The organism is Arthrobacter sp. B0316-1-20 (assembly GCF_059091865.1).
This window is the reverse complement of sequence record NZ_JBNHHC010000007.1, coordinates 343,069-362,567: the sequence shown is the minus strand read 5'-3', so window position 1 is coordinate 362,567 and position 19,499 is coordinate 343,069. Positions and strand designations below refer to the sequence as shown.

Below are 19,499 nucleotides of genomic sequence, written 5' to 3'. Positions count from 1 at the left end.
AGAGCTGGCCAATACCGTTTCCCAAACCCAGCTCAACCTGGCCCGCATCATCAAAGCGCAGAACATCGCTGCCGTCGGAGAGACGGACACACCACGCATGACCTCGGCGGCCTTGGCCGCGTCCGGCCGGTAGTAACCGGACAGGTCCACCGGCGAACCCTGCACGGCGTTGAGTTCGCCGACGATGGCTTCTTCGTTCTGGGCCATCTCCGAGGCAATGCCGGCGAAGGCCGCCGCCAGCTCGGCGTCGGCAGTCTGCTTGGCCAGCTCCTGTGCCCAGTACAGGGCAAGGTAGAAGTGGCTGCCGCGGTTGTCCAGTTCGCCGGCCTTGCGCTTGGGCGACTTGTTCTGCAGCAGGAACGTCCCGGTGGCTGCGTCCAGCGTGTCCGCCAGGATCTGTGCACGGGCATTGTCGGTGCTGGTAGCCAGGTGCTCGAAGGACACAGCCAGTGCCAGGAACTCGCCCAGCGAATCCCAGCGCAGGTGGTTCTCGGACAGCAGCTGCTGGACGTGCTTCGGAGCGGAACCGCCGGCACCGGTCTCGAACAGGCCGCCGCCGTTGATCAGCGGCACGATGGAGAGCATCTTGGCGCTGGTGCCCAGTTCCAGGATCGGGAACAGGTCGGTCAGGTAGTCGCGCAGCACGTTGCCGGAGACCGAGATGGTGTCCTCGCCCTTGCGGATGCGCTCCACGGTGAAGGCGGTGGCCTCCACCGGAGACATGATCTCGATCTGCAGGCCCTCGGTGTCGTGGTCCTTCAGGTACTCGGTCACCTTGGCGATCAGGTTGGCGTCGTGCGCGCGGGTCTCGTCCAGCCAGAACACGGCAGGAGTCTGGCTGGCGCGGGCGCGGGTCACCGCCAGCTTCACCCAGTCGCGGATGGGCAGGTCCTTGGTCTGGCAGGCGCGCCAGATATCGCCCGGGAACACCTGGTGCTCGATCAGCACGGTTCCGGCCGCATCCACAATCTGCACGGTGCCGGCGCTATGGATCTCGAAGGTCTTGTCGTGGCTGCCGTATTCCTCGGCGGCCTGGGCCATCAGTCCGACGTTGGGAACGGTGCCCATGGTGGTCGGATCGTAGGCGCCGTTGGCGCGGCAGTCGTCGATCACCACTTGGTAGATGCCGGCGTAGGAGCTGTCCGGCAGCACGGCCAGCGTGTCGGCTTCCTGGCCGTCCGGTCCCCACATGTGGCCGGAGGTGCGGATCATAGCCGGCATCGAAGCGTCCACGATCACATCGGAGGGGACGTGCAGGTTGGTGATGCCCTTGTCCGAGTCCACCATCGCGATGGCCGGCCCCTGGTCCAGGCCCTTGTTGATCAGCTCCTGGACGCCCTTGCGGTCCTCCGGATCCAGCGCGTCCAGCCCGTTCAGGATGGAGGCCAGCCCGTTGTTCGGGCTCAGGCCGGCTGCGGCCAGCTTGTCGCCATAGGTCTCGAACAGCTCCGAGAAGTAGGCCTTGACCACGTGGCCGAAGATGATCGGGTCGGAGACCTTCATCATGGTGGCCTTCAGGTGCGCGGAGAACAGCACGCCTTCTTCCTTGGCCCGGGCAACCTGGGCGGCCAGGAACTCGTCCAGGGCGGCGGCGCGCATCACGGTGCCGTCGATGACCTCGCCGGCCAGCACCGGGAAGGAGTCCTTCAGCACCGTGACGGTGCCGTCCTCGGCCACCAGCTGGATCTTGATCTTGCCGTCGGCCGGCATCACCACAGACTTCTCGTTGGAGCGGAAGTCGTCGGCGTCCATGGTGGCCACGTTGGTCTTGGAATCGGCGGTCCAGGCACCCATGCTGTGCGGGTTCTGGCGGGCGTAGTTCTTGACCGACAGCGGCGCGCGGCGGTCGGAGTTGCCCTCGCGCAGCACCGGGTTGACCGCGGAGCCCTTGATCTTGTCGTAGCGGGCGCGGATGTCCTTCTCTTCGTCGGAGGACGGATCGTCCGGGTAGTCCGGCAGGGCGTAGCCGTGCTCCTGCAGCTCCTTGATGGCTGCCTTCAGCTGCGGCACGGAAGCGCTGATGTTCGGCAGCTTGATGATGTTGGCTTCCGGCTGCTTGGCCAGTTCGCCCAGTTCGGCCAAGGCGTCACCGATCCGCTGCTCCGCGGTGAGGTAGTCGCCGAAAACGGCGATGATCCGGCCGGCGAGCGAGATGTCACGGGTCTCCACTTCCACACCCGCCGTGGAGGCGTAGGCCTCAACGATCGGCAAGAACGAATACGTGGCCAGCATCGGCGCTTCGTCGGTGTGGGTATAGATAATCTTGGCCATGGGTGAGGCGTCTCCCTGCAAAAAGTGGGTCTTCAGTGTTTACTCAACTCCTCCAATTTACCCGAGGAGGCTAAATCGGTCCCGGTCGAAGACGCGCATCCTTCATCCTGAACAGCCGCGGGCAGGCGCAGTGCGGCCCACCTCGCCTGCTTGCGGCCCCAGCCCCACCGCAGGCACGACGGCGGTGCCCCGCCTTCCGGGAGCAGCTCTAACCGCCGGTGCCGGACACACCGGTTCTTCTGGAACCTATGTGCCCGGCACTGTGCCGGCAAGCGCCAGGGCAGGGTTTGTCGTCGAGGGCAGGGTCCACGGAGGGTGCCCTCGACGATATACCCCGCCCTCGCGGCGGCCGCCTACTGGGCCCGGATCCGTTCCCTGCGCGGAAACCACCGGAGACGGCAGCTGCTAGTGGAAGAAGTGGCGCGCCCCGGTGAAGTACATGGTGATGCCGGCCGCCTGGGCCGCCGCCACTACTTCCTCGTCGCGGACCGATCCGCCCGGCTGCACCACGGCGCGGACGCCGGCGTCGATCAGGATCTGCAGTCCATCGGCGAACGGGAAGAACGCGTCGGAGGCAGCCACGGCGCCGCGGGCCCGCTCGGGTGCCCCGGCGTCCTGCACATTGGCCGCTCCCCCGGCAGCGTCGGCTCCGCCACCCACCGCCACGCCGAGGGTGTTGGCCCGCTCCACGGCGAGCCGGCAGGAATCCAGCCTGTTGACCTGGCCCATGCCGATGCCCACCGCCGCACCATTGGCGGCGACCAGGATGGCGTTGGACTTCGCGGAGCGCACCGCGTGCCAGGCGAAGGTTAGATCGGCCAGCGTCGCCTCGTCGGCGGCCTCGCCGGCGGCCAGCGTCCAGGTGGCGGGATCGTCGCCGTCGGCATCTATCCGGTCCGAGGCCTGTAGCAGCATGCCGCCGGAGACCTGCTTGTACTCGACCGTGTCCCGGGCGAAGCCCTCGGGCAGGACGAGCAGCCGGATGTTCTTCTTCTGTGACAGGATCTCCACGGCTTCCGGATCGAAGCCCGGGGCCACGACGACCTCGGTGAAGATGTCCTTGACGGTGTTGGCCATCCCCGCGGTCACGGTCCGGTTCGCGGCGATGACGCCGCCGAACGCGGACACCGGGTCGGTCGCGTGCGCCTTGGCGTGCGCATCGGCGATCGGATCTGCGGCGCCCGGCGAGGCGACGGCGATGCCGCAGGGGTTGGCGTGCTTGACCACGGCAACCGCGGGCTGGGCGAAATCGAAGGCCGCCCGCACGGCTGCATCGGCGTCGACGTAGTTGTTAAAGCTCATCGCCTTGCCGTGCAGCTGCACCGCCTGCGCGATGCCGGGCTCCGCGCCGGCCTCCACATACAGTGCGGCGGGCTGGTGCGGGTTCTCGCCGTAGCGCAGCGACTCGGAACGCTCCAGCGCCAGCCCGGCGTAGGGCGGGAACTTCGGCGCCTCGGCCGGGCCGGATGCGTCGGCCTCGTCATCGCCGAACTGCTCGGCCGTCCACTTGGCCACGGCGGTGTCATAGGCGGCGGTGTGCGCAAACGCCAGAGACGCCAGCCGGCGGCGGGTCTTCAGGTCGAAGCCGCCGGACGCCGCAGCCTTTACTACATCGCCGTAGCCGGCGGGATCGACGACCACCGCCACACTCGGATGGTTCTTCGCCGCGGCCCGCACCATCGAGGGTCCGCCAATGTCGATTTGTTCGACGACGTCGTCCTGGCTGGCACCGGACTTCACGGTCTGCACGAACGGGTAGAGGTTGACCACCACCAGGTCGAACGGCTCGACGTCTAGCTCCTTGAGCTGCCGGACGTGGTCGTCCAGCCGGCGGTCGGCCAGGATGCCGGCGTGAACACGCGGGTGCAGGGTCTTCACCCGGCCGTCCAGGCATTCCGGGAAGCCGGTGATCTCGGAGACCTCGGTGACCGGAACGCCCGCGGCGGCGATCTTCTTCGCCGTCGAGCCGGTAGACACTATGCTGACCCCGGCGGTGTGCAGGCCCTGCGCCAGCTCCTCCAGCCCGGTCTTGTCGTACACCGAGATCAACGCACGGCGGATGGGAACACGGTCAAGCTGCTTCAAGCTCACGCAAATCTCCAAGTATGGATGGCTTCGGGGATACTTTCAGTCTAGCGCCGGGCCCCTCTCCGGCCCCGAGTGTGAAGCCAGCCCCCGGTGTGGGTAACCTCATCAAGGCAGCAGAAGGAGAACAGTAGAACATGTCAGCACCGGCGGCGGAAGACGCGGCACTGCGGATCGGCCGCTTTTCACTGGCGGTGTGGCTGGTCGGGCTGCTGATCCTTGGCGGAACGATGGCTTTTGCCGCGCCACGGCTGCTGCCGCACCTGTTCGGCGCCGCCAGCGACGCAGCTGCGCCGGCAGATGCAACGGCTGAACCGGCAGCCGAGGCCGGCGCAGGTGGCGCGCCGGTCCCCGGAGCCGACGGGGGCGGCGGGGCTGACGGGACTGCCGGCAGCACAGGGCTAGCGCCGGAGGACGAAACCCCGGTGCGGTCGGACCGGGCGGGCAGTTATTCGGGCTCCCGAGATGCCACCATCGACTACCAGCGGCCAGCCGACTACGACGGCCCGTTCGAGGTCGTCGTCACCAGCGGCGTCGATGTCAGCGTGGCGGTGGACGACCCGGACAACCCGAAGTGGCCGGTCCACTTCCTTTACAAATCTGCCGACCGGAACGAACCAGCCACCGCGCTGCTGGCCCCGGCCCGGGACGAGTTCACCCTTACCATCGACGCTGAAGGTGACTGGCAGTTGGAGGTCCGGCCGGTCCCCTACGCCGAGTTGGAAGGCGGCACGGTCTCCGGCTACGGCCCGGCGCTGGTGCGCTATGAGGGCGAGGAAGTGCTGGCCGAATTCACCTACAAGGGGGAATCCAACATCGCGGTCTATACCTGGCAGGAATCGCGCCGGAACCTGGTGGTCAACAAGATCGGCAATAGCTCCACTAGGTTTTCCTGGCAGCCGTACCCGGTGACGTATTTCCTGGTGGACACCACCGACGGCCAATGGAGCTTCCGCGTGGGACGCTGAGGGCCGCGCCTGAACTGTGCCTAAAGTAGAGCCAGATCCCGATTCAGTTCCTTCAAGGGGAGACACCCATGTCGTTTGCCGAAACGCTTGACCAAGCGTTCAAGGCCCGCATCCCTGTGCTGTACGTGGAGAGCCACGAAGAAGCACGCGTGCACGCCGAAGTGCTCAAGTGCGCCGCCGCCCTGCGCACGCCGCGGCCGGTGTGGACCTGGAATGCCAGCAGCGGGCTAATCTCTCCAGGCGACGGCCAGCAGTCCAACACCACCGCCCCGGCCCGGGCCCTCGACCGGGTGCTCGGCACGCACGACCCCGGCGTTTTCATCTTCTTCGACCTGCATGCCTATTTCGGCACCGAGCAGCGCCCGGCGGACCCTGAAGTGGTCCGGAAAGTCCGTGAGATCTCCGCCGCCTTCCGGCAGGGCACCGCCGGGCGGGTGCTGATCATTGTCGCCCCGCTGCTGCGGATTCCGCCCGAGCTGGACAAAGCCGTCACGCTGGTGGACTTTCCGCTGCCCAGCCATGCCGAGATCCAGGCCATGCTCACCCACATGATCAACCAAAATTCCGACGGCGGACGGATCAAGGTCGCGCTCAGCGAAGCCGACCAGGAGAACATGGTCCAAGCGGCGCTGGGCCTGACCATGGCGGAAGCAGAGAACGCCTTCGCCCGCGCCATGGTCGACGACGGCGAGTTGACCGCCGATGACGTGAAGGTGGTGCTGGACGAAAAGCGCCAGACCATTCGCAAGTCCGGGCTGCTGGACTATGTGGACGTCAAGATCAGCCTGGACGAGGTGGGCGGACTGAACAACCTCAAGCGCTGGCTGGCCAAGCGGCAGGGCTCTTGGCTGGATGCGGCCGCCGACTTCGGCCTCCCCTCCCCCAAGGGCGTGCTGATCACGGGCGTCCCCGGCTGCGGGAAGTCCCTGACTGCCAAGGCGATGGCTTCGGGTTGGGGGCTGCCGCTGCTGCGCATGGACATCGGCCGGGTCTTCTCCGGGCTGGTCGGCTCCAGCGAGCAGAACATGCGCAACGCCATCGCCACCGCCGAAGCCATTTCCCCCGCCATCCTGTGGATTGACGAGATCGAGAAGGGCTTCGCCGGCACCAACGGCGAAGGAGATTCGGGCACCTCCGCCCGGGTCTTCGCGTCCTTCCTGACCTGGATGCAGGAGAAACGCCACCCGGTGTTCGTCGTCGCCACCGCCAACAACATCGACCGGCTGCCGCCGGAGTTCATGCGCAAGGGCCGGTTCGACGAAATCTTCTTCGTCGATCTGCCCAGCGACGCCGAACGCCGGGTGATCTGGCAGATCCAGATGGCCGGCCAGAGCACCCCGGCCAACCAACTGGGCGCCATTGCCAACGATCCAGCCGCCGTCGAGCAGCTCGCCGCCGCGTCGGAGAACTACTCCGGCGCGGAGATCGAGCAGGCCGTGATCGCCGCGCTCTTCGACGCCTACGCCGAACACCGCCACGTACTCCTGTCCGACCTGCAGCGCGCCGTGTCCAACATGATTCCGTTGGCCATCACCCAGGCGGAGGAAGTCAGCGCCATCCGGCAATGGGCCGCCTTGCGGGCGGTTGGCGCCACCGGCAGCGAGGACCTGGACGCCGGTTCCGGGCATCCGGCGGATCCGCAGCAACCCCCAGATACCCGGCCCGCCGTAGCGTCGGGCCAGCCGGTCCGCGGCGGCCGCACCGTGGACTTCTAGACAGCACCTGATTCCGAAGGAGAAGCGATGGACCAGCAACAACTCATTGTCACGGTCGGCCCCGACGGTGCGGTGGCGGCCGAAACCCGCAACATCTTCGGCAGCGACTGCCTGGATTACATCACGCTGCTCGAAGACTTGTTGGAAGCGGAAACCGTCTCCAGCTCCTACACGGAGGACTACACCCGCACCGCGGTCACCGCCAGCGACTACGTACACAATGAGTCGGCAGATTAGCCCCGGTGCGGAGCAGCTAGCCGGACCGGCACCGGACTCCCGGATCAACAACGGCGTCGTCCCGGCGCGGACCGATGCCGGAACCATCCGGTATGCGCGGCTCCTTCCGGCCACCGATGCCGAAGGACCCGGCCGGCGGGCTGCGCTCTGGCTGCAAGGATGCTCCATCCGCTGCCCCGGCTGCTTCAACCCCCACCTCTGGGCCGACCGCGGCGCAGCCCTTGTCCCCACCGGCGAATTCGCCGCCGGGCTCGTTGACCAAGCGCTCGCTGCCGGATCCCAAGGGCTGACCCTGCTGGGCGGTGAACCCTTCGAACAGGCGGCGGCCAGCGCCGTCGTCGCACACTCCTTCCGGGAGGCCGGGCTGTCCGTGATGACCTTCACCGGCTACCTGCACCAGGACCTGCAGCGCTGGGCGGCCGACCGGGAGGACATCGCCGGCCTGCTCGCTGCCACCGACCTGCTGGCGGATGGGCCCTACCTACAGGACCGGCCCGACCTGCAACGGCCGTGGATCGGCTCCACCAACCAGGGCCTGACCGCGCTGACCGGCCGCTACCGGGACCTGCTGCAGGACATCGGCGCCCAGCCGGACCGGATCGAAATCCGTGTTGCCCCCGACGGCACCATCGGGTTGAACGGCTGGGCCTCCGACGACCAACTGGACGCCCTGCTGGCCGACCTTGGCGCCCGCGCCGACAAGCCCGGCGCGGGCCGGCCCGGCGTCGACGAGGCTGGTGCTCCGCGCACGGCTGCCTCCCGGCTCAACACATCCCGCCGCACATCTGACCCCACCACCATGCCCCGCCCGGTCCCGGCCGGCGCCCGACCAGGAGAAACCCCATGAGTGTGTCCGTGCTGCTCATCCCGGCCGCCATCGCCGCAGCTGCCGCCGTCAATGCCGCCATCGACAACAAGGCCAAGAACCGCGAAACGAAGAAGGCCGATGCGGTTGAATCAGTGCCGCAGGTCCAGGTGCGGACGCGCATGAAGGACCTGGATCTGCTGCAGGCTGCCCTGGCGGACACGCAGGCACAGGTCACCCATGCCGCGGAGAATTCGATCGAGGCCGCCTGGACGGATGCGACGGCCGTGTTCGATCGCGACGCCGAAGGCATCTGGCAGGTCCACTTCAGCGGTGCGGACGTTGACCGGCAGCGCGCGGCGGAAATCGTCCAGGCCATCGACGATGCCTATGCCCGGAGGGTCCAGCAGGCGGTGGTCCGGAAGCTGCGCGAACGGGCGCACACCGCTGGCCTGGAACTCGCATCGGAAACCGTTGAAGAAGACCAAAGCGTCACCATGGTCCTGAATGTCCGCCGCTGACCACTACCCCGCCACCACCGGCCGGACAGGCAGGCCGCCGGTCCGCTGGCTGGTGGCCGGCAGCCTGTGGTTGCTGCTGCCGCTGCTCGGCGCCGGGTTCCTGGGCTGGGTTGGCTTCCTGGTCATCGGCCTGCTGGCCTGCCGCGCCGCCTGGCTCTCCGCCGCCGGTCTGTATCTGGTGGTGCTGCTGGTTTCGCTGACCATGAACCCGGAGGCCGGCGGCACCGCCCGCATCCTGCTGTGGGCTATCAGCTCCCTGCATGCGCTGGGCGTCAATCCGGCCTGGCTGCGCAACCGCTGGGAGCTGGCTACCCGATCCTCCGGTACTGCCTGGGCCGCCCTCATCCGCCGCACACCAGCGGACGTTGGGACGGAAACAACGACGGCGCGTCCCACCGCCCGGGCGATCTTCGGCCGTGGCTCCCGCACTGCTGCCGCGTTCCCTTCCGGCACAGCCCCGGCCCCGCGCCCGACAGGCAGGACGGCCGAGTTCCTCAATGATCCCGGCTTCGATGCCAGCAACTACTACGCCGGCGCCACCGTTTCCCGAGCCACCGGGTCTTCGCGGCCTGCGGCCGATCCGGTGGACGTCAATAGCGCGTCTGCGGCAGCGTTGCAGAAACTGAACGGAATCAGCAGGCACAAGGCACGCAAGGCCGTTCGGCTGCGCAACGAACGCGGACCGTTCCGCTCGGTGGAAGACTTCGGCGCCGCACTGGGGATCTCCCAGCCCGACCTGGTGGTATTGCGTCCGCACCTGGTCTGCAAGCTCCCGCCGGCCCAGCCGGTGTCCTTCGGAAGGTCGGTGGATTACTGATGGCAGCCGCACAGCCCACCCTGGGGTGGAACATCCGCCAGAGCTGGTGGCTGCTGGTGCCCGTGGGGACCTTTGGATTCCTTGGCGGAGCGGCCCTGCTGGTGGTTGGTTCACGCGCGAAGCGTCCGCTGTGGTGGATCCTCGGCCTGGTCCACGTCACGCTCAGCGGTGTTGCGCTGGCCTTGCTCGACGGTGTCGGCGTCCAGGAGGAGATCGCCACGTGGCTGCTCCTGACCTGCTGGCTGGCCGGGAGCAGTTTCGCCGTCGCCATCAACCCCGAGTACCTGCGCTTCAAGTGGGACCGCGATCGCGCCACTGCCCAGCCGGCCCGCACCACGGGTCGCACCGTCCGGGCGCGCTCCGGCAGCCAACTAAACAGCAGGCGCCAGCCGCGTGACCGGGCCCGCGGAGCCAACGCCAAGCCCGCGCCACACAGCCGTGCCGGTTCCCGCAACAGTGCCAAGGCACCAAGAGCAGGGGCGTCCGGAACATCGCGTGCGGCGCAGCGCCGCCCAGCCACCCCCGCCAGCGCCGGGGCCGTCAGCCTACCCGAGTTGCATACCGATCCGACGAGTGTTGCCTCTTCGGCGGCCGCCACAGCGGCCGCAGCCGTCGACGTTAATACTGCCTCCGCCAGCGAGCTCGAAGCCCTGCCGGGATTCTCCCGGGCACTTGCCAAGAAAGCGGTCGAGGCCAGGGAGAAGCGCGGCGCCTTCACCTCGGAACAGGATTTCGCCGCGGCCCTGGATCTGGCGCCGCACATCTTCCAGCGACTGCGCGGTCGCATCGTCTGCGGACGTACGCCGCAGGCACCGCCGTCGTTCGGGCGGATCGTGGACTACTGATGCCTGCGGTCGCGGTCGCGGTCGCAGCTAGAGTGGGGATAGTTGCTCCGTTGGAAGGCCATGAATGACGCAGACCGCTTCCCTGCCCACCGGCGACCAGGTCGTGCAGGAACTGCCTTGGCGCTGGCGGGTCCAAGGCAAGATTTTCCTGCTCGGCGGACTCGGCTTCATGTTCGATGCCTGGGACGTGACGCTCAACGGCGTCCTGATCCCGCTGCTGTCCGACCACTGGGACCTCGTACCGGCCCAGGCAGCCTGGATCGGCACAGCCAACCTGATCGGCATGGCCCTTGGGGCCTTCATCTGGGGGTCAATCGCCGACCTCATCGGCCGCAAGACGGCGTTCACCGCCACACTGCTGGTCTTCTCGGTCTTCACGGTCCTCGGTGCCTTCTCGCCCGACATTGTCTGGTTCTGCGTCTTCCGGTTCATCGCCGGCTTCGGCCTGGGCGGCTGCGTACCGGTGGACTACGCGCTGGTCGGAGAATTCACGCCGCGCCGCCATCGCGGCCGAGTCCTCACCGCGATGGACGGCTGGTGGCCTGTTGGCGCTGCGCTCTGCGGTTTTGTCTCGGCCATCATCATGGCCACCGTGGCCGACTGGCGCTTCACCATGCTGATCATGGTCCTGCCCGCCCTGCTGGTCTTCTGGGTCCGCAGGTCGGTGCCCGAATCTCCGCTTTACCTGGTCAGCCGAGGCCGCACGGCGGAAGCCAAACAGGTCATCAACAGCATGATCGAGCGAACCGGCGGAGCCGTTGGCGAATGGCGGCTGCCTGAAGCCAGCGAAGCACCGCGCTTGTCCGCCGTCAGCGTGCTGGAGCAGTTCAGAGCCGTGTGGAAATTTAACTGGAAAATTACGGCGGCGGCCTGGGCCTTGTTCTTCAGCATCCTGCTGGTCTACTACCTGGCCCTGACCTGGATGCCGATCATCCTCATCGACGCCGGATTCGCCGCAGCTCGCGCCTTCCTCACCACGGCCGGCATGGCCGCCGTCGGACTGGTGGGCGTCATCATCGCCGCCTACTTCGTCGAGAAGACCGGGCGGAAGTGGATCCTCGCCGTTACCGGCCCGCTGTCGGCGCTGGCGCTCGTCGTCGTCGCGCTCCTCATCGACGTTCCTCCGGCGGTGGTGGCCCTGCTGTTGGTCTACGGGATGGTGGTGCAGATCGCTATTCCCGTGCTCTATACCTACGTCTCCGAGCTCTACCCCACCGAGCTGCGCGGGTCGGGTTTCGGCTGGGCATCGACGTTCTCCCGGGTTGGAGCCGGCTTCGGCCCGCTCATCTTCGCATCGGTGATGTGGCCGTACCTTGGACTGGCTTGGTCGTTCGCCATTGCCGGCGTCCTGGTACTGTTCGCCGTGCTGTGGATGGCGCGCTTCTCCCCCGAGACCAGGGGCGCCGAACTTCTCTAACCGATGGCCACCTGCATGGCTCGCGCACGCAAATGCGCCCTTCCGCCATCAAGCGGAAGGGCGCGCGTGCAGCGAAACTGTGTTTACTCCGGCAGCCCGGCGTCCGGTGTCTCCTCGACTGACACCATCGACCACGCGCCGTCGGCGTAATTGGCAGCTACCGTAAGGGTGGTTCCGTCTGAATCCCATTTCTTGGTCTCCACGGTCTTGCCGTCCTTGTCCAGGATCGTGCTGCCGTCTTCCATGTACGGAACCACGGCGCTCAGGTTGCCCTTGTTGTCCTTGGCTTCTTCCAGCGCCACCACGTTCTGAGCCTTCGGCTGTCCGCCGACAATCCAGCCTCCGTCTGCGTAAACAGCCTCGATGGCGTCTGCCTCGGCCATGCAGCTGTCGCAGTCGGCCGCGATTTCACGCATCAGGGCCGCATCGCCGGTCTGGATCGCGTAGTTCTTGGCATCAAAGTAGTAGTACGTGAAGGACGCCAGGCCCTGGGCTGTGTCCTCTGCCATCCGATCGTTCTTCTCCGGCGTCCGAACGTTCTGCGCCGGCGCTTCAGTGGTAGCCGCCACCGGCTTGTTACTCGCTGCGGCCTTGTCTGACCCGGCCTCGCTGCCACAGCCCACCAGCGCAACAGCTGCCATTGTCACCACGGCGCCGGACATCAACAACTTCTTCATGGTCTCCCCTGGGATAACGGAATGAGAGGGAGCCGACTTCTTCGCATGTAGCGGCGTCAGCACCGTCACATACCCTATCGCCGGGATGCGGCCCATAGTCTGAAAAATGTGCTTCAGGTGTGGCAGATCACAACTTTTCAATACCGCTTCAGCAACCCCTGCCCTCCGGATTCTCCAAGCAGTTGTCTGCGTAGTTATTCACCACTGACCGCCAGACGCTGAGACCCACTGCAGCGCTATCTATCTGTGCTTCCCCCGAGATCGCAATCCAGTCCGAACCGTTGATCGAGTACTCGCCTCTGTAGGTGGTCGTCAGTGAAACCTGAACGTCTCCGGTCTCCATATATCGATGACTGGTGGCCGTCTTTTCACCCAACCGATCAGCCGGGAGCGGCCCTCCAGGTTGGCTTGTCGGTCCCAGCGAGGAGCCATCACCGTAGCTCCAGGTGTAGGAGGTGGGGATCGCGCGAACAGTTACATCAAAACCATCGATTTCCTCGTTGAACGTCTGCTCATTCGGACTTGCATAGACGTTGGTTTCAGCTCCGATCAAAGTGTGCGGAACAGGCTGCACGGACAGCCCAGACGGTGCAATCGGCAACCGCCGAAAGAATTCGATCGTCACTGTGGGTAGCTCGTCGCCGGCATCTGCAGTGGGTTCCAGAGGCCTATCTGAGTACTGGCAAATTGTTCTAGTCGTATCCACCCACTGCGGTGGACTCTGGCCGGCCGGCGCTTCAAGAATGCGCATCAGCGTACCGTCTGCACCTACAGAACAGCTCGCATTGACTAGAATGCATTCGACCGAGATATCGGCAAGGTTTGGGATGCACACCGGTTCAAACTTCCGCTGTGGCGGCTCTGTGACCGAACCCGAACCGATGGGAACGGTATTCGGATCGTTTATTTCCGGCGGTGCCCCTGGAAGTGTTTTTTCCGACTCCAGGACAATGTCCGTCTCCTCGAAGTCGCCTCCGATAGGCGGCAGGTTAGAATCCACGGACCAAGATGCTTGGGTACCGCCTGTGATCAGCAGCAGGAGTGTCAAAGTAGACGTTGTACCAAACAGAAGTCGACGCCGTCTCTGCAGTCTCATTCCCTAGCACCTTCAGGACGCGAAAGGTCGATCATCTGCCAACCGCCGTTAATGTACTGAATTTCTGCAATCCACAAGGCGGGCTCTGCAATACCGTCCGATTCACCCTTGAGAGCACCGCTGGAATAGTAAAGAAGCGGTTCTTGACTAAAGAAAACGTAAGGGGCGTATCCCCCACGCGTTGTCTCCATATATCGGTCTTCAATCTTGGTCACCTGGAGACCACCGCCGACTATCCATCGCCCATCAACTGTCCAGGATTTGATGTCGTCAAACACCGCGTCACACAGCGCGCAGTCGGGACCTGTAATCGACGTGACCTTTTCCAAGTCACCGGTCTCGTACGCGTATGAAACCGCCTCAAACCAGTATGGGATAAATGCTTCCAATCCTTGCTGGGATTTCAGCGATGCTTCACTTGGCATCTCGGGAACTGGAACGTTTTCTGCCGGCCCGTCTTCGGACGCTGGTTTGTATGTAGAAGCTGGTTCGAGACTTTGAGTGGCTGATGCCGAAGCTGCGGGCGCGGGGCTGGCTGATGGCTCGGCGCCGGCTGGTCCGGTGCAGGCAGAGAGGGCGAGGGCTGCCGCGGTGATGAAGAGAATGGTGATTCGGGCGCGCGTTGTAGCTATGAGTGTTGGCTGCTGGCTCACTCAGACCCCCGGGGGCTGGACGGGCTGGACGCTTAGTGCGAGTCAGTCTAGCCAGACGCATCGAAGGATGCGGAGGTTTTCCACAGGTTTGATCTGCAGCGGGTCGAAAGCATTCGCTGCCCTTGACAGCAGCACGTAAATAGCGCGTGTTTAGGCGCAGGAAAGCCGGACCGACGCCCCTTGGCGAGCACCGGCGTCGTTGTTCAACGGAGCCTAGGCGAAACTGGCGAGTGTCTCCACGAGGAGCCGGCGTTCCTCGACCTTGATCCGTTCGTGCAGCGATTCTTCGGTGTCGTCGTCGAGCACGGGCACTGCCGCTTGGGCAAGAATGGGGCCGGTGTCAACGCCCGAGTCCACCAGATGCACGGTCACGCCGGTGATCTTGACGCCGTGGGCCATGGCATCGCGGACGCCGTGGGCGCCCGGGAAGGACGGCAGCAGAGCCGGGTGGGTGTTGACCAGACGCCCCTCGAAGCGGGCGACGAATTCGGCGTCAAGGATGCGCATGAACCCTGCCAGCAGCACCACGTCCGGATTGTAGGCCGCAACGGCTTTTTCCAAGGCACGGTTCCATTCGGGCCGTGTGGCGAAGCCGGCGGGAGCGACGGTGAAGGCCTGGATCCCCGCCTCTGTGGCGCGTTCCAGCCCGCGGCAGCCGGGAACGTCGCTGCCGACCGCGGCGATCTCGGCATCAAGCCGGCCGTCGCTGACGGCGTCAATGACGGCCTGAAGGTTGGTACCGGAGCCGGAAACGAGGACCACTAAACGCATGGAATCAACTTTATGCGTCCCTCTCGCCTAGGCTTAATCCATGCAGCAGACCACGCGCCCGGAGCCGACCGAGGAACAGATCAAGTCGGCGGGGCTCTTCGTCCGTGTGCTGCTGCTGTTGCTGGCTTCCACCTTCTTAGCAACGGCCCTTCCGCTTCCGTGGAAGGCGGTGGCTCCGGCACTGGCCGCGGCAAGCATCGTGGTGGCTGTGATCGGGCTGGTCAAAGCGGTGCGCGCGGGGCTGCCTGGCTCGCTGCGCATCACCTATGTACTGGGCATCGCTGCCGGTGCGTTCTTCCTGCTGACCACACTGGCGCAGGTGCTGTTCTGGCCTTTGACTGCGGCCTTCGAAGACTGCAACCAGTTGGCGGTCACTCAGTCGGCCCGCGAAGCATGCCTGGGCACTTATGAGGACAAGCTGCTGAACCTGACCGGCATGTTCAACCCGTAGTTCACTTCCGGCTGCGGGCCTTGGCCGGTTCGCGTTCCAGCCACGGGGCAACGGCGTGGCCAATCATGGTGCCGAGCGCGACTTCGCCGGCAACCCACAGCGCGGTCCACAGGGGATCCGGCCCGATCTCGGTCAGCCGGCCGATACCTAGCGAACCGTTGGACAGCCACACCAGCGCGGCGGCCGCTGCTCCGGCGACGGCCCCGATGAACAGTCCCAGAAGCAGCGTGGACGCGGAGGCTGTGAACCAGCGGGCCCGGATCTTGATGGAGAGCCACTCGTCGAAGTGGTTCTCGCCCTCGCGCAGGAACCACCAGCCGGCCAGCACGCCGGCCACTACCGGCACGGCCAGGGCTGCCAGCCCATAGGTCAGCTCACCGGACGGCAGCGCACCCAACACCGGCAAGGCGGGCATGGGACCCACCGTGGTGGCCAGCGGCCCAATGGAACTGCCGGAGCCGATGGCGAAGCCAGCCCCGGAGGACCATGACAGCGCCCAAACAACGAAGTTGGGCACGAGTCCCAGCTGGGCCACCGTCAGCACGACGCCGCCAATGATGCCCGGGCTGAGCTGTTCGTAGATTTCCACGACTTCGGCCCAGTGCAGGCCCAGGTCCACTGCCAGCAGCAGGGCCGAGAGCGCCACGGCAGCGGTCACCGCCAGCAGCCCGGCACGGACGCCGGCCCACACGTAGGAACCGGCCCAGCGGGAATGCTGACTGGTGCGGGCCACCCACGCGGCCGCATCGACGCCGATCAACCGCGCCCAGGACCCGGCTTCCCGGTAGGCGCCCACGATCAGCCCAGCCCCCGCCGGCAGCAGCGGAATCAGAGCCCCCGCCAGCACGGAAATTTCCACTTCGTCGGTCCGCACCAGATAGGCGGTAGCTGCGCCCACGGCAGCGTAGGTTCCGAGGGCGCCGCCCAGCGCCTGCCACAGTTGGTCCGTGTAGGAGGCCCGGGCCAACCGCCGTCCGGCCCGCCAGGACAGGAAGAACGGGATGAGCGCGAGGCCCAGCGGCACCAGCGACAACGTTCCGCGCAGCGTTTCAGCCGAGCTGGCTCCGGTTTGGATGGCCAGTTCCAGCGGAACGCCGTGGATGAGCAGCCAAGCCTGGCCGCCGAGCCGGGCCAGCGAATCGAAAGTGCGGTCGTCGAAACCGTCGGCAAACCACACGCCCACCAACGGCAGCAGGACCAGGATGGCCGAGAGCAAGGCGCACTGGAAGAACTCGAAGGCACCCTGCAGCCACAGGGGCATCGGCAGTCCGGCCTGACCGCCCGGTCGCGACGTGAGTTTCATTGCTTCTATGGTGCCAGTCAGGTTGCCCCTGCCGGCTCAGCGACTCGGCGCCGTGGCCATCGGCACACGGCGGTGGCGCACCGCCGTCGTGCTCTCTTAGAGAACGACGGCGGAACCCGGCTCACGTTCCCAGGTCCCCTCTGGGGGTCTCAGGCTGCGGGTTCTATGTTTTGGTTGCCGCGGAAGACATTCAACGGATCGTACTCGCGCTTGATCTTGGCCAGCCTGTTGTAGTTCTCCTCGCCGAAGGCCGCCTTGATCCGGTCTTGGCCTTCGTGGCCGATGAAGTTGAGGTACGCCCCGCCGGTGGCATAGTCGGAAATCTCCCGGCGGAAACCCCTGGCCCACTCGATGGCTGCCTCCGTTTGCGCCGGGTCCTGCCAGAGCGCGAACGGATGGCTGACCCAGGCGGCATCCCGCCGGACCATAGGGGTGGTCGTGTCGTCCACTGTGGCCACGGCACCTCCCCACGGCAGCAGCAGCAACTGCGACGACGGGTGCGGCAAGTTGGCACCGTAGTGCAGGAAAACATCGAGCGCCGGGTCCGGAAATTCGTCATGGTAATCGGCGGTCCAATAATTGAACTGGTCCGGCTGATCGTCGAGCATCGATTGGAACTCCGCGTACGGCCGCGGCGCCACGACGTCCGCTGATGGCCCCCAGCTGCGCACGGTCGAGAGCGCTGCCTCGCCGGTTTCCTGGTCTCCTGCGTGGACAAAGACGACGCCGATCGCGGGCGTGTTCTGCAGGTCGGCCGGGACGAACTCCTCCGGAGGGGCGATCACGGATGCCAGAGCAATTCCCACGCCCATGGGCGCATCCGGTGCGAAGTCGCGGTACGCACGGGCCACCTCGGGGGCGGCTTCGGCGGGCCACAGCATCAGGCCGGACAAGCTCTGCTCGCCGACCTCATACATCCGGAAAGTCATCGAGACCGCCACGCCAAAGTTTCCGCCGCCGCCATGCAGTGCCCAGAACAGGTCCGGGTTTTCCCGCTCGCTCGCGGTGACCAGATCGCCGGCAGCGGTTACCAAGTCCACCGAGACGAGGTTGTCGCAAGCCAGGCCCCAGCTCCGTTCCATCCACCCGGACCCGCCGCCGAGCGTGAAGCCGGCGACGCCTGTGGTAGAGACCCGACCGCCGGTGACCGCCAGTCCATAGGGTTGGGCCGCACGGTCAAATTCGCCCCAGGTCACCCCGCCGCCCACTGTGGCGGTCCGGGCCTCCGGGTCCACGGCCACCGCCTTCATCGGACGGACGTCGATGACCAGTCCGCCATCGTTCGTCGACATGCCCGCCACCGAATGCCCGCCGGACCGCACGGCCACCTGCAGGCCGTGGGTACTGGCGTACCGCAGGGCCTCCCCCACGTCGTCCGGGTTGCTGCACCGGGCAATGACGGCCGGCCGCCGGTCAATCATCGCGTTGAAAAGTTTCCGGGTCTCGTCGTAGCCGGAGTCCTCCGGCCGGATCCATTCCATGGCACTGTCCTCTCCACGTTTGGACCCCCAGCAAGAAAAACCGTACGCCGCTCACCGGCGACACGCCAGACTTCTGGGCCGCCAAGCCGGAATAGCTGTTCGTCGCGTTCCGGAAACCACAACGCGTTCGTGTGCGTCGACAGGAAAGCTGCCAATCAAGAAATGGAATGGGCGGCCGGATGACGATGAAATCATCCGGCCGCCCCGCAGGCGGATATTCACTCAACGGAAATTCAACGCAGGAAGACTAATTCCGCGGACTCTTTCCGTGGCTCCGCCAGTCAGCAGGAACCGTGCAACCACGGTTCTATCGGCACCCTCGGCTCATGCCACCTCGAAACATCAAACCCCGCAACTGGGCCGCTGTTTCCACGGACGGCAGTGGGGCCGGCGTGCTAACGCTTCCGGCGCTTGGGAATGGCTTCGCTCTCCAAGTTCGCCTTTTCGCGCTTTTCGGCACGCTTTTCTTTAATGCTTCGGCCTTGCTTTTTGGCGCTTTCGCGCGCAGGTGTTTTTCCGGACATTCTTGCTCCTCTTTCTCAAGCGGGATGTCTTGCTACAGACCATACCTGCTTTAGAAATTAAAGCCAGCCCTTGTTTGTGGAGCGAAAATGCGAGAAAGGCGGGGTACTCAGGCCAGTAGATCCGCCAGTCCCTTGGCCAACGCGCCGGCCGCTCCCAGAAAGGCAAGAACCACCACCGCGGCCCGGGCATGCTCGTCCCGCAGCCGCCGGCCGATTCGCTCGCCGGCGAAAATGCCCAGGATGATCGCCAACGCAATGACCGCCCACATCCACCATGCCAGGTGCGGCACGCTGCCGGGGTCCACCGCCAGCTTCACGCCCACGGTGATGAGGCACAGTTGCAGGAAGAACGGCTGCAGCGTTGCCGCGAACGGTCGCGGAGGCCAATGGGACAGGATGGCGTAGGCGCTCACGGTCGGACCGCCCACCCCGGCGAGCGCGTTGGTCAGTCCCGACCCGAGCCCGGCGAGCGCCTTCGGCGCCTGCCCGGACACGCTGACCTGCGCACGGCCCAGCACCACCGCGACGGCCAGCCCGGCCATCACGACTGCGCCCACCACGGTGGACAGCACGGCGGGCGGGACCTGGACCGCAAGCCAAGAGCCGAAGACCGTACCGGCGGCGGCGGGAACGGACAGCCACAGCAGCAGGTTCCAGTTAATCTGCCGCCACACCCGGGGCACAATCAGCCCGCAGGAGATCACTGCGCAGATGTTGATCATCATGATGCCCTCGTGCGGCCCCAGCAAGATGGCCAGGATCGGCGCCACCAGCAGGGCGAACCCGATGCCGGCAATGCGCTGGGCCACCGAGCCGAAAAAGATCGCGCCCGTGATCAGCGCCAGGAGTCCCATGGTCACCC

General features: G+C 65.9%; 19 protein-coding genes. 9 read left to right on the top strand and 10 right to left on the bottom strand.

The window, feature by feature from the left end; all coding sequences use genetic code 11:
* Both AC5RW2_RS14755 and purH read right to left on the bottom strand, forming a co-directional pair.
* Positions 1 to 2,271: NADP-dependent isocitrate dehydrogenase (locus tag AC5RW2_RS14755; RefSeq protein ID WP_494074089.1), on the bottom strand; the 2,271-nt coding region annotated here is incomplete at its 3' end.
* A gap of 405 nt (positions 2,272 to 2,676) precedes the next feature.
* On the bottom strand, positions 2,677 to 4,362 hold the full coding sequence (gene purH / locus AC5RW2_RS14750) for a bifunctional phosphoribosylaminoimidazolecarboxamide formyltransferase/IMP cyclohydrolase (RefSeq protein ID WP_493963354.1): 1,686 nt from the start codon (positions 4,360 to 4,362) through the stop codon (positions 2,677 to 2,679).
* A 131-nt stretch (positions 4,363 to 4,493) separates the two neighbouring features.
* Between purH and AC5RW2_RS14745 the strand changes: the two genes are divergently transcribed.
* From AC5RW2_RS14745 to AC5RW2_RS14710, 8 genes are all read left to right on the top strand, one after another.
* A complete protein-coding gene (locus AC5RW2_RS14745) occupies positions 4,494 to 5,324 on the top strand; it encodes a hypothetical protein (RefSeq protein WP_493963353.1) in 831 nt (276 codons plus the stop codon).
* Between the two features lie 68 nt (positions 5,325 to 5,392).
* Complete coding sequence (locus AC5RW2_RS14740; protein WP_493963352.1) at positions 5,393 to 7,039, top strand: AAA family ATPase; 1,647 nt, start codon at positions 5,393 to 5,395, stop codon at positions 7,037 to 7,039.
* A 27-nt stretch (positions 7,040 to 7,066) separates the two neighbouring features.
* Positions 7,067 to 7,276: a DUF2997 domain-containing protein gene (locus tag AC5RW2_RS14735; RefSeq protein ID WP_493950882.1), complete on the top strand. Its 210-nt coding sequence runs from the start codon at positions 7,067 to 7,069 to the stop codon at positions 7,274 to 7,276.
* Entirely contained in the window at positions 7,260 to 8,123 is an 864-nt protein-coding gene (locus tag AC5RW2_RS14730) for a 4Fe-4S single cluster domain-containing protein (RefSeq protein ID WP_493963351.1), read from the top strand. The genes AC5RW2_RS14735 and AC5RW2_RS14730 overlap by 17 nt, the downstream gene beginning before the upstream one ends.
* Complete coding sequence (locus AC5RW2_RS14725) at positions 8,120 to 8,602, top strand: hypothetical protein (protein ID WP_493963350.1); 483 nt, start codon at positions 8,120 to 8,122, stop codon at positions 8,600 to 8,602. The genes AC5RW2_RS14730 and AC5RW2_RS14725 overlap by 4 nt, the downstream gene beginning before the upstream one ends.
* Positions 8,589 to 9,419, top strand: coding sequence for a ComEA family DNA-binding protein (locus AC5RW2_RS14720; protein ID WP_493963349.1), 831 nt, complete (start codon positions 8,589 to 8,591; stop codon positions 9,417 to 9,419). Before AC5RW2_RS14725 ends, AC5RW2_RS14720 begins: the two co-directional genes overlap by 14 nt.
* Positions 9,419 to 10,264 carry a helix-hairpin-helix domain-containing protein gene (locus AC5RW2_RS14715; protein ID WP_493963348.1) on the top strand — a complete coding sequence of 282 codons (846 nt, stop codon included), beginning with the start codon at positions 9,419 to 9,421 and terminating at the stop codon, positions 10,262 to 10,264. The genes AC5RW2_RS14720 and AC5RW2_RS14715 overlap by 1 nt, the downstream gene beginning before the upstream one ends.
* 64 nt (positions 10,265 to 10,328) lie before the next feature.
* Positions 10,329 to 11,681, top strand: coding sequence for an MFS transporter (locus AC5RW2_RS14710; protein WP_493963347.1), 1,353 nt, complete (start codon positions 10,329 to 10,331; stop codon positions 11,679 to 11,681).
* An 83-nt stretch (positions 11,682 to 11,764) separates the two neighbouring features.
* Here the strand turns inward: AC5RW2_RS14710 and AC5RW2_RS14705 are convergent, their stop codons facing one another.
* The 4 genes from AC5RW2_RS14705 to purN form a co-directional block, all read right to left on the bottom strand.
* Positions 11,765 to 12,358 (bottom strand): DUF6318 family protein, encoded by a 594-nt coding sequence (locus AC5RW2_RS14705; protein WP_493963346.1) that lies wholly within the window; start codon positions 12,356 to 12,358, stop codon positions 11,765 to 11,767.
* A gap of 148 nt (positions 12,359 to 12,506) precedes the next feature.
* Complete coding sequence (locus AC5RW2_RS14700; protein WP_493963345.1) at positions 12,507 to 13,358, bottom strand: hypothetical protein; 852 nt, start codon at positions 13,356 to 13,358, stop codon at positions 12,507 to 12,509.
* A 92-nt stretch (positions 13,359 to 13,450) separates the two neighbouring features.
* Positions 13,451 to 14,107, bottom strand: coding sequence for a DUF6318 family protein (locus AC5RW2_RS14695; RefSeq protein ID WP_493963344.1), 657 nt, complete (start codon positions 14,105 to 14,107; stop codon positions 13,451 to 13,453).
* 213 nt (positions 14,108 to 14,320) lie between these two features.
* The gene (gene purN / locus AC5RW2_RS14690) at positions 14,321 to 14,878 is read right to left on the bottom strand and encodes a phosphoribosylglycinamide formyltransferase (protein ID WP_493963343.1); all 558 of its coding nucleotides are present in this window, start codon (positions 14,876 to 14,878) and stop codon (positions 14,321 to 14,323) included.
* A gap of 40 nt (positions 14,879 to 14,918) precedes the next feature.
* On the opposite strand from purN, the gene AC5RW2_RS14685 reads away from it, so the two are divergent.
* Complete coding sequence (locus AC5RW2_RS14685; RefSeq protein ID WP_493950892.1) at positions 14,919 to 15,329, top strand: hypothetical protein; 411 nt, start codon at positions 14,919 to 14,921, stop codon at positions 15,327 to 15,329.
* A gap of 1 nt (position 15,330) precedes the next feature.
* Here the strand turns inward: AC5RW2_RS14685 and AC5RW2_RS14680 are convergent, their stop codons facing one another.
* The 4 genes from AC5RW2_RS14680 to AC5RW2_RS14665 form a co-directional block, all read right to left on the bottom strand.
* A complete protein-coding gene (locus AC5RW2_RS14680; RefSeq protein ID WP_493963342.1) occupies positions 15,331 to 16,632 on the bottom strand; it encodes a cell division protein PerM in 1,302 nt (433 codons plus the stop codon).
* A gap of 149 nt (positions 16,633 to 16,781) precedes the next feature.
* Positions 16,782 to 18,113: an FAD-binding oxidoreductase gene (locus AC5RW2_RS14675; RefSeq protein WP_493963341.1), complete on the bottom strand. Its 1,332-nt coding sequence runs from the start codon at positions 18,111 to 18,113 to the stop codon at positions 16,782 to 16,784.
* Between the two features lie 395 nt (positions 18,114 to 18,508).
* Entirely contained in the window at positions 18,509 to 18,637 is a 129-nt protein-coding gene (locus AC5RW2_RS14670; protein ID WP_493941186.1) for a hypothetical protein, read from the bottom strand.
* Between the two features lie 107 nt (positions 18,638 to 18,744).
* The gene (locus tag AC5RW2_RS14665) at positions 18,745 to 19,491 is read right to left on the bottom strand and encodes a sulfite exporter TauE/SafE family protein (RefSeq protein WP_493963493.1); all 747 of its coding nucleotides are present in this window, start codon (positions 19,489 to 19,491) and stop codon (positions 18,745 to 18,747) included.
* Positions 19,492 to 19,499: the final 8 nt, after the last annotated feature.

Bases quoted from the DNA above. Each gene is read 5' to 3' on its own strand.
- AC5RW2_RS14745 (WP_493963353.1), top strand. From the start codon at position 4,494: ATGTCAGCACCGGCGGCGGAAGACGCGGCACTGCGGATCGGCCGCTTT.
- AC5RW2_RS14740 (WP_493963352.1), top strand. From the start codon at position 5,393: ATGTCGTTTGCCGAAACGCTTGACCAAGCGTTCAAGGCCCGCATCCCT.
- AC5RW2_RS14735 (WP_493950882.1), top strand. From the start codon at position 7,067: ATGGACCAGCAACAACTCATTGTCACGGTCGGCCCCGACGGTGCGGTG.
- AC5RW2_RS14730 (WP_493963351.1), top strand. From the start codon at position 7,260: ATGAGTCGGCAGATTAGCCCCGGTGCGGAGCAGCTAGCCGGACCGGCA.
- AC5RW2_RS14725 (WP_493963350.1), top strand. From the start codon at position 8,120: ATGAGTGTGTCCGTGCTGCTCATCCCGGCCGCCATCGCCGCAGCTGCC.
- AC5RW2_RS14720 (WP_493963349.1), top strand. From the start codon at position 8,589: ATGTCCGCCGCTGACCACTACCCCGCCACCACCGGCCGGACAGGCAGG.
- AC5RW2_RS14715 (WP_493963348.1), top strand. From the start codon at position 9,419: ATGGCAGCCGCACAGCCCACCCTGGGGTGGAACATCCGCCAGAGCTGG.
- AC5RW2_RS14710 (WP_493963347.1), top strand. From the start codon at position 10,329: ATGACGCAGACCGCTTCCCTGCCCACCGGCGACCAGGTCGTGCAGGAA.
- AC5RW2_RS14705 (WP_493963346.1), bottom strand. From the start codon at position 12,358: ATGAAGAAGTTGTTGATGTCCGGCGCCGTGGTGACAATGGCAGCTGTT.
- purN (WP_493963343.1), bottom strand. From the start codon at position 14,878: ATGCGTTTAGTGGTCCTCGTTTCCGGCTCCGGTACCAACCTTCAGGCC.
- AC5RW2_RS14685 (WP_493950892.1), top strand. From the start codon at position 14,919: ATGCAGCAGACCACGCGCCCGGAGCCGACCGAGGAACAGATCAAGTCG.
- AC5RW2_RS14680 (WP_493963342.1), bottom strand. From the start codon at position 16,632: ATGAAACTCACGTCGCGACCGGGCGGTCAGGCCGGACTGCCGATGCCC.
- AC5RW2_RS14675 (WP_493963341.1), bottom strand. From the start codon at position 18,113: ATGGAATGGATCCGGCCGGAGGACTCCGGCTACGACGAGACCCGGAAA.
- AC5RW2_RS14670 (WP_493941186.1), bottom strand. From the start codon at position 18,637: ATGTCCGGAAAAACACCTGCGCGCGAAAGCGCCAAAAAGCAAGGCCGA.
- AC5RW2_RS14665 (WP_493963493.1), bottom strand. From the start codon at position 19,491: ATGGGACTCCTGGCGCTGATCACGGGCGCGATCTTTTTCGGCTCGGTG.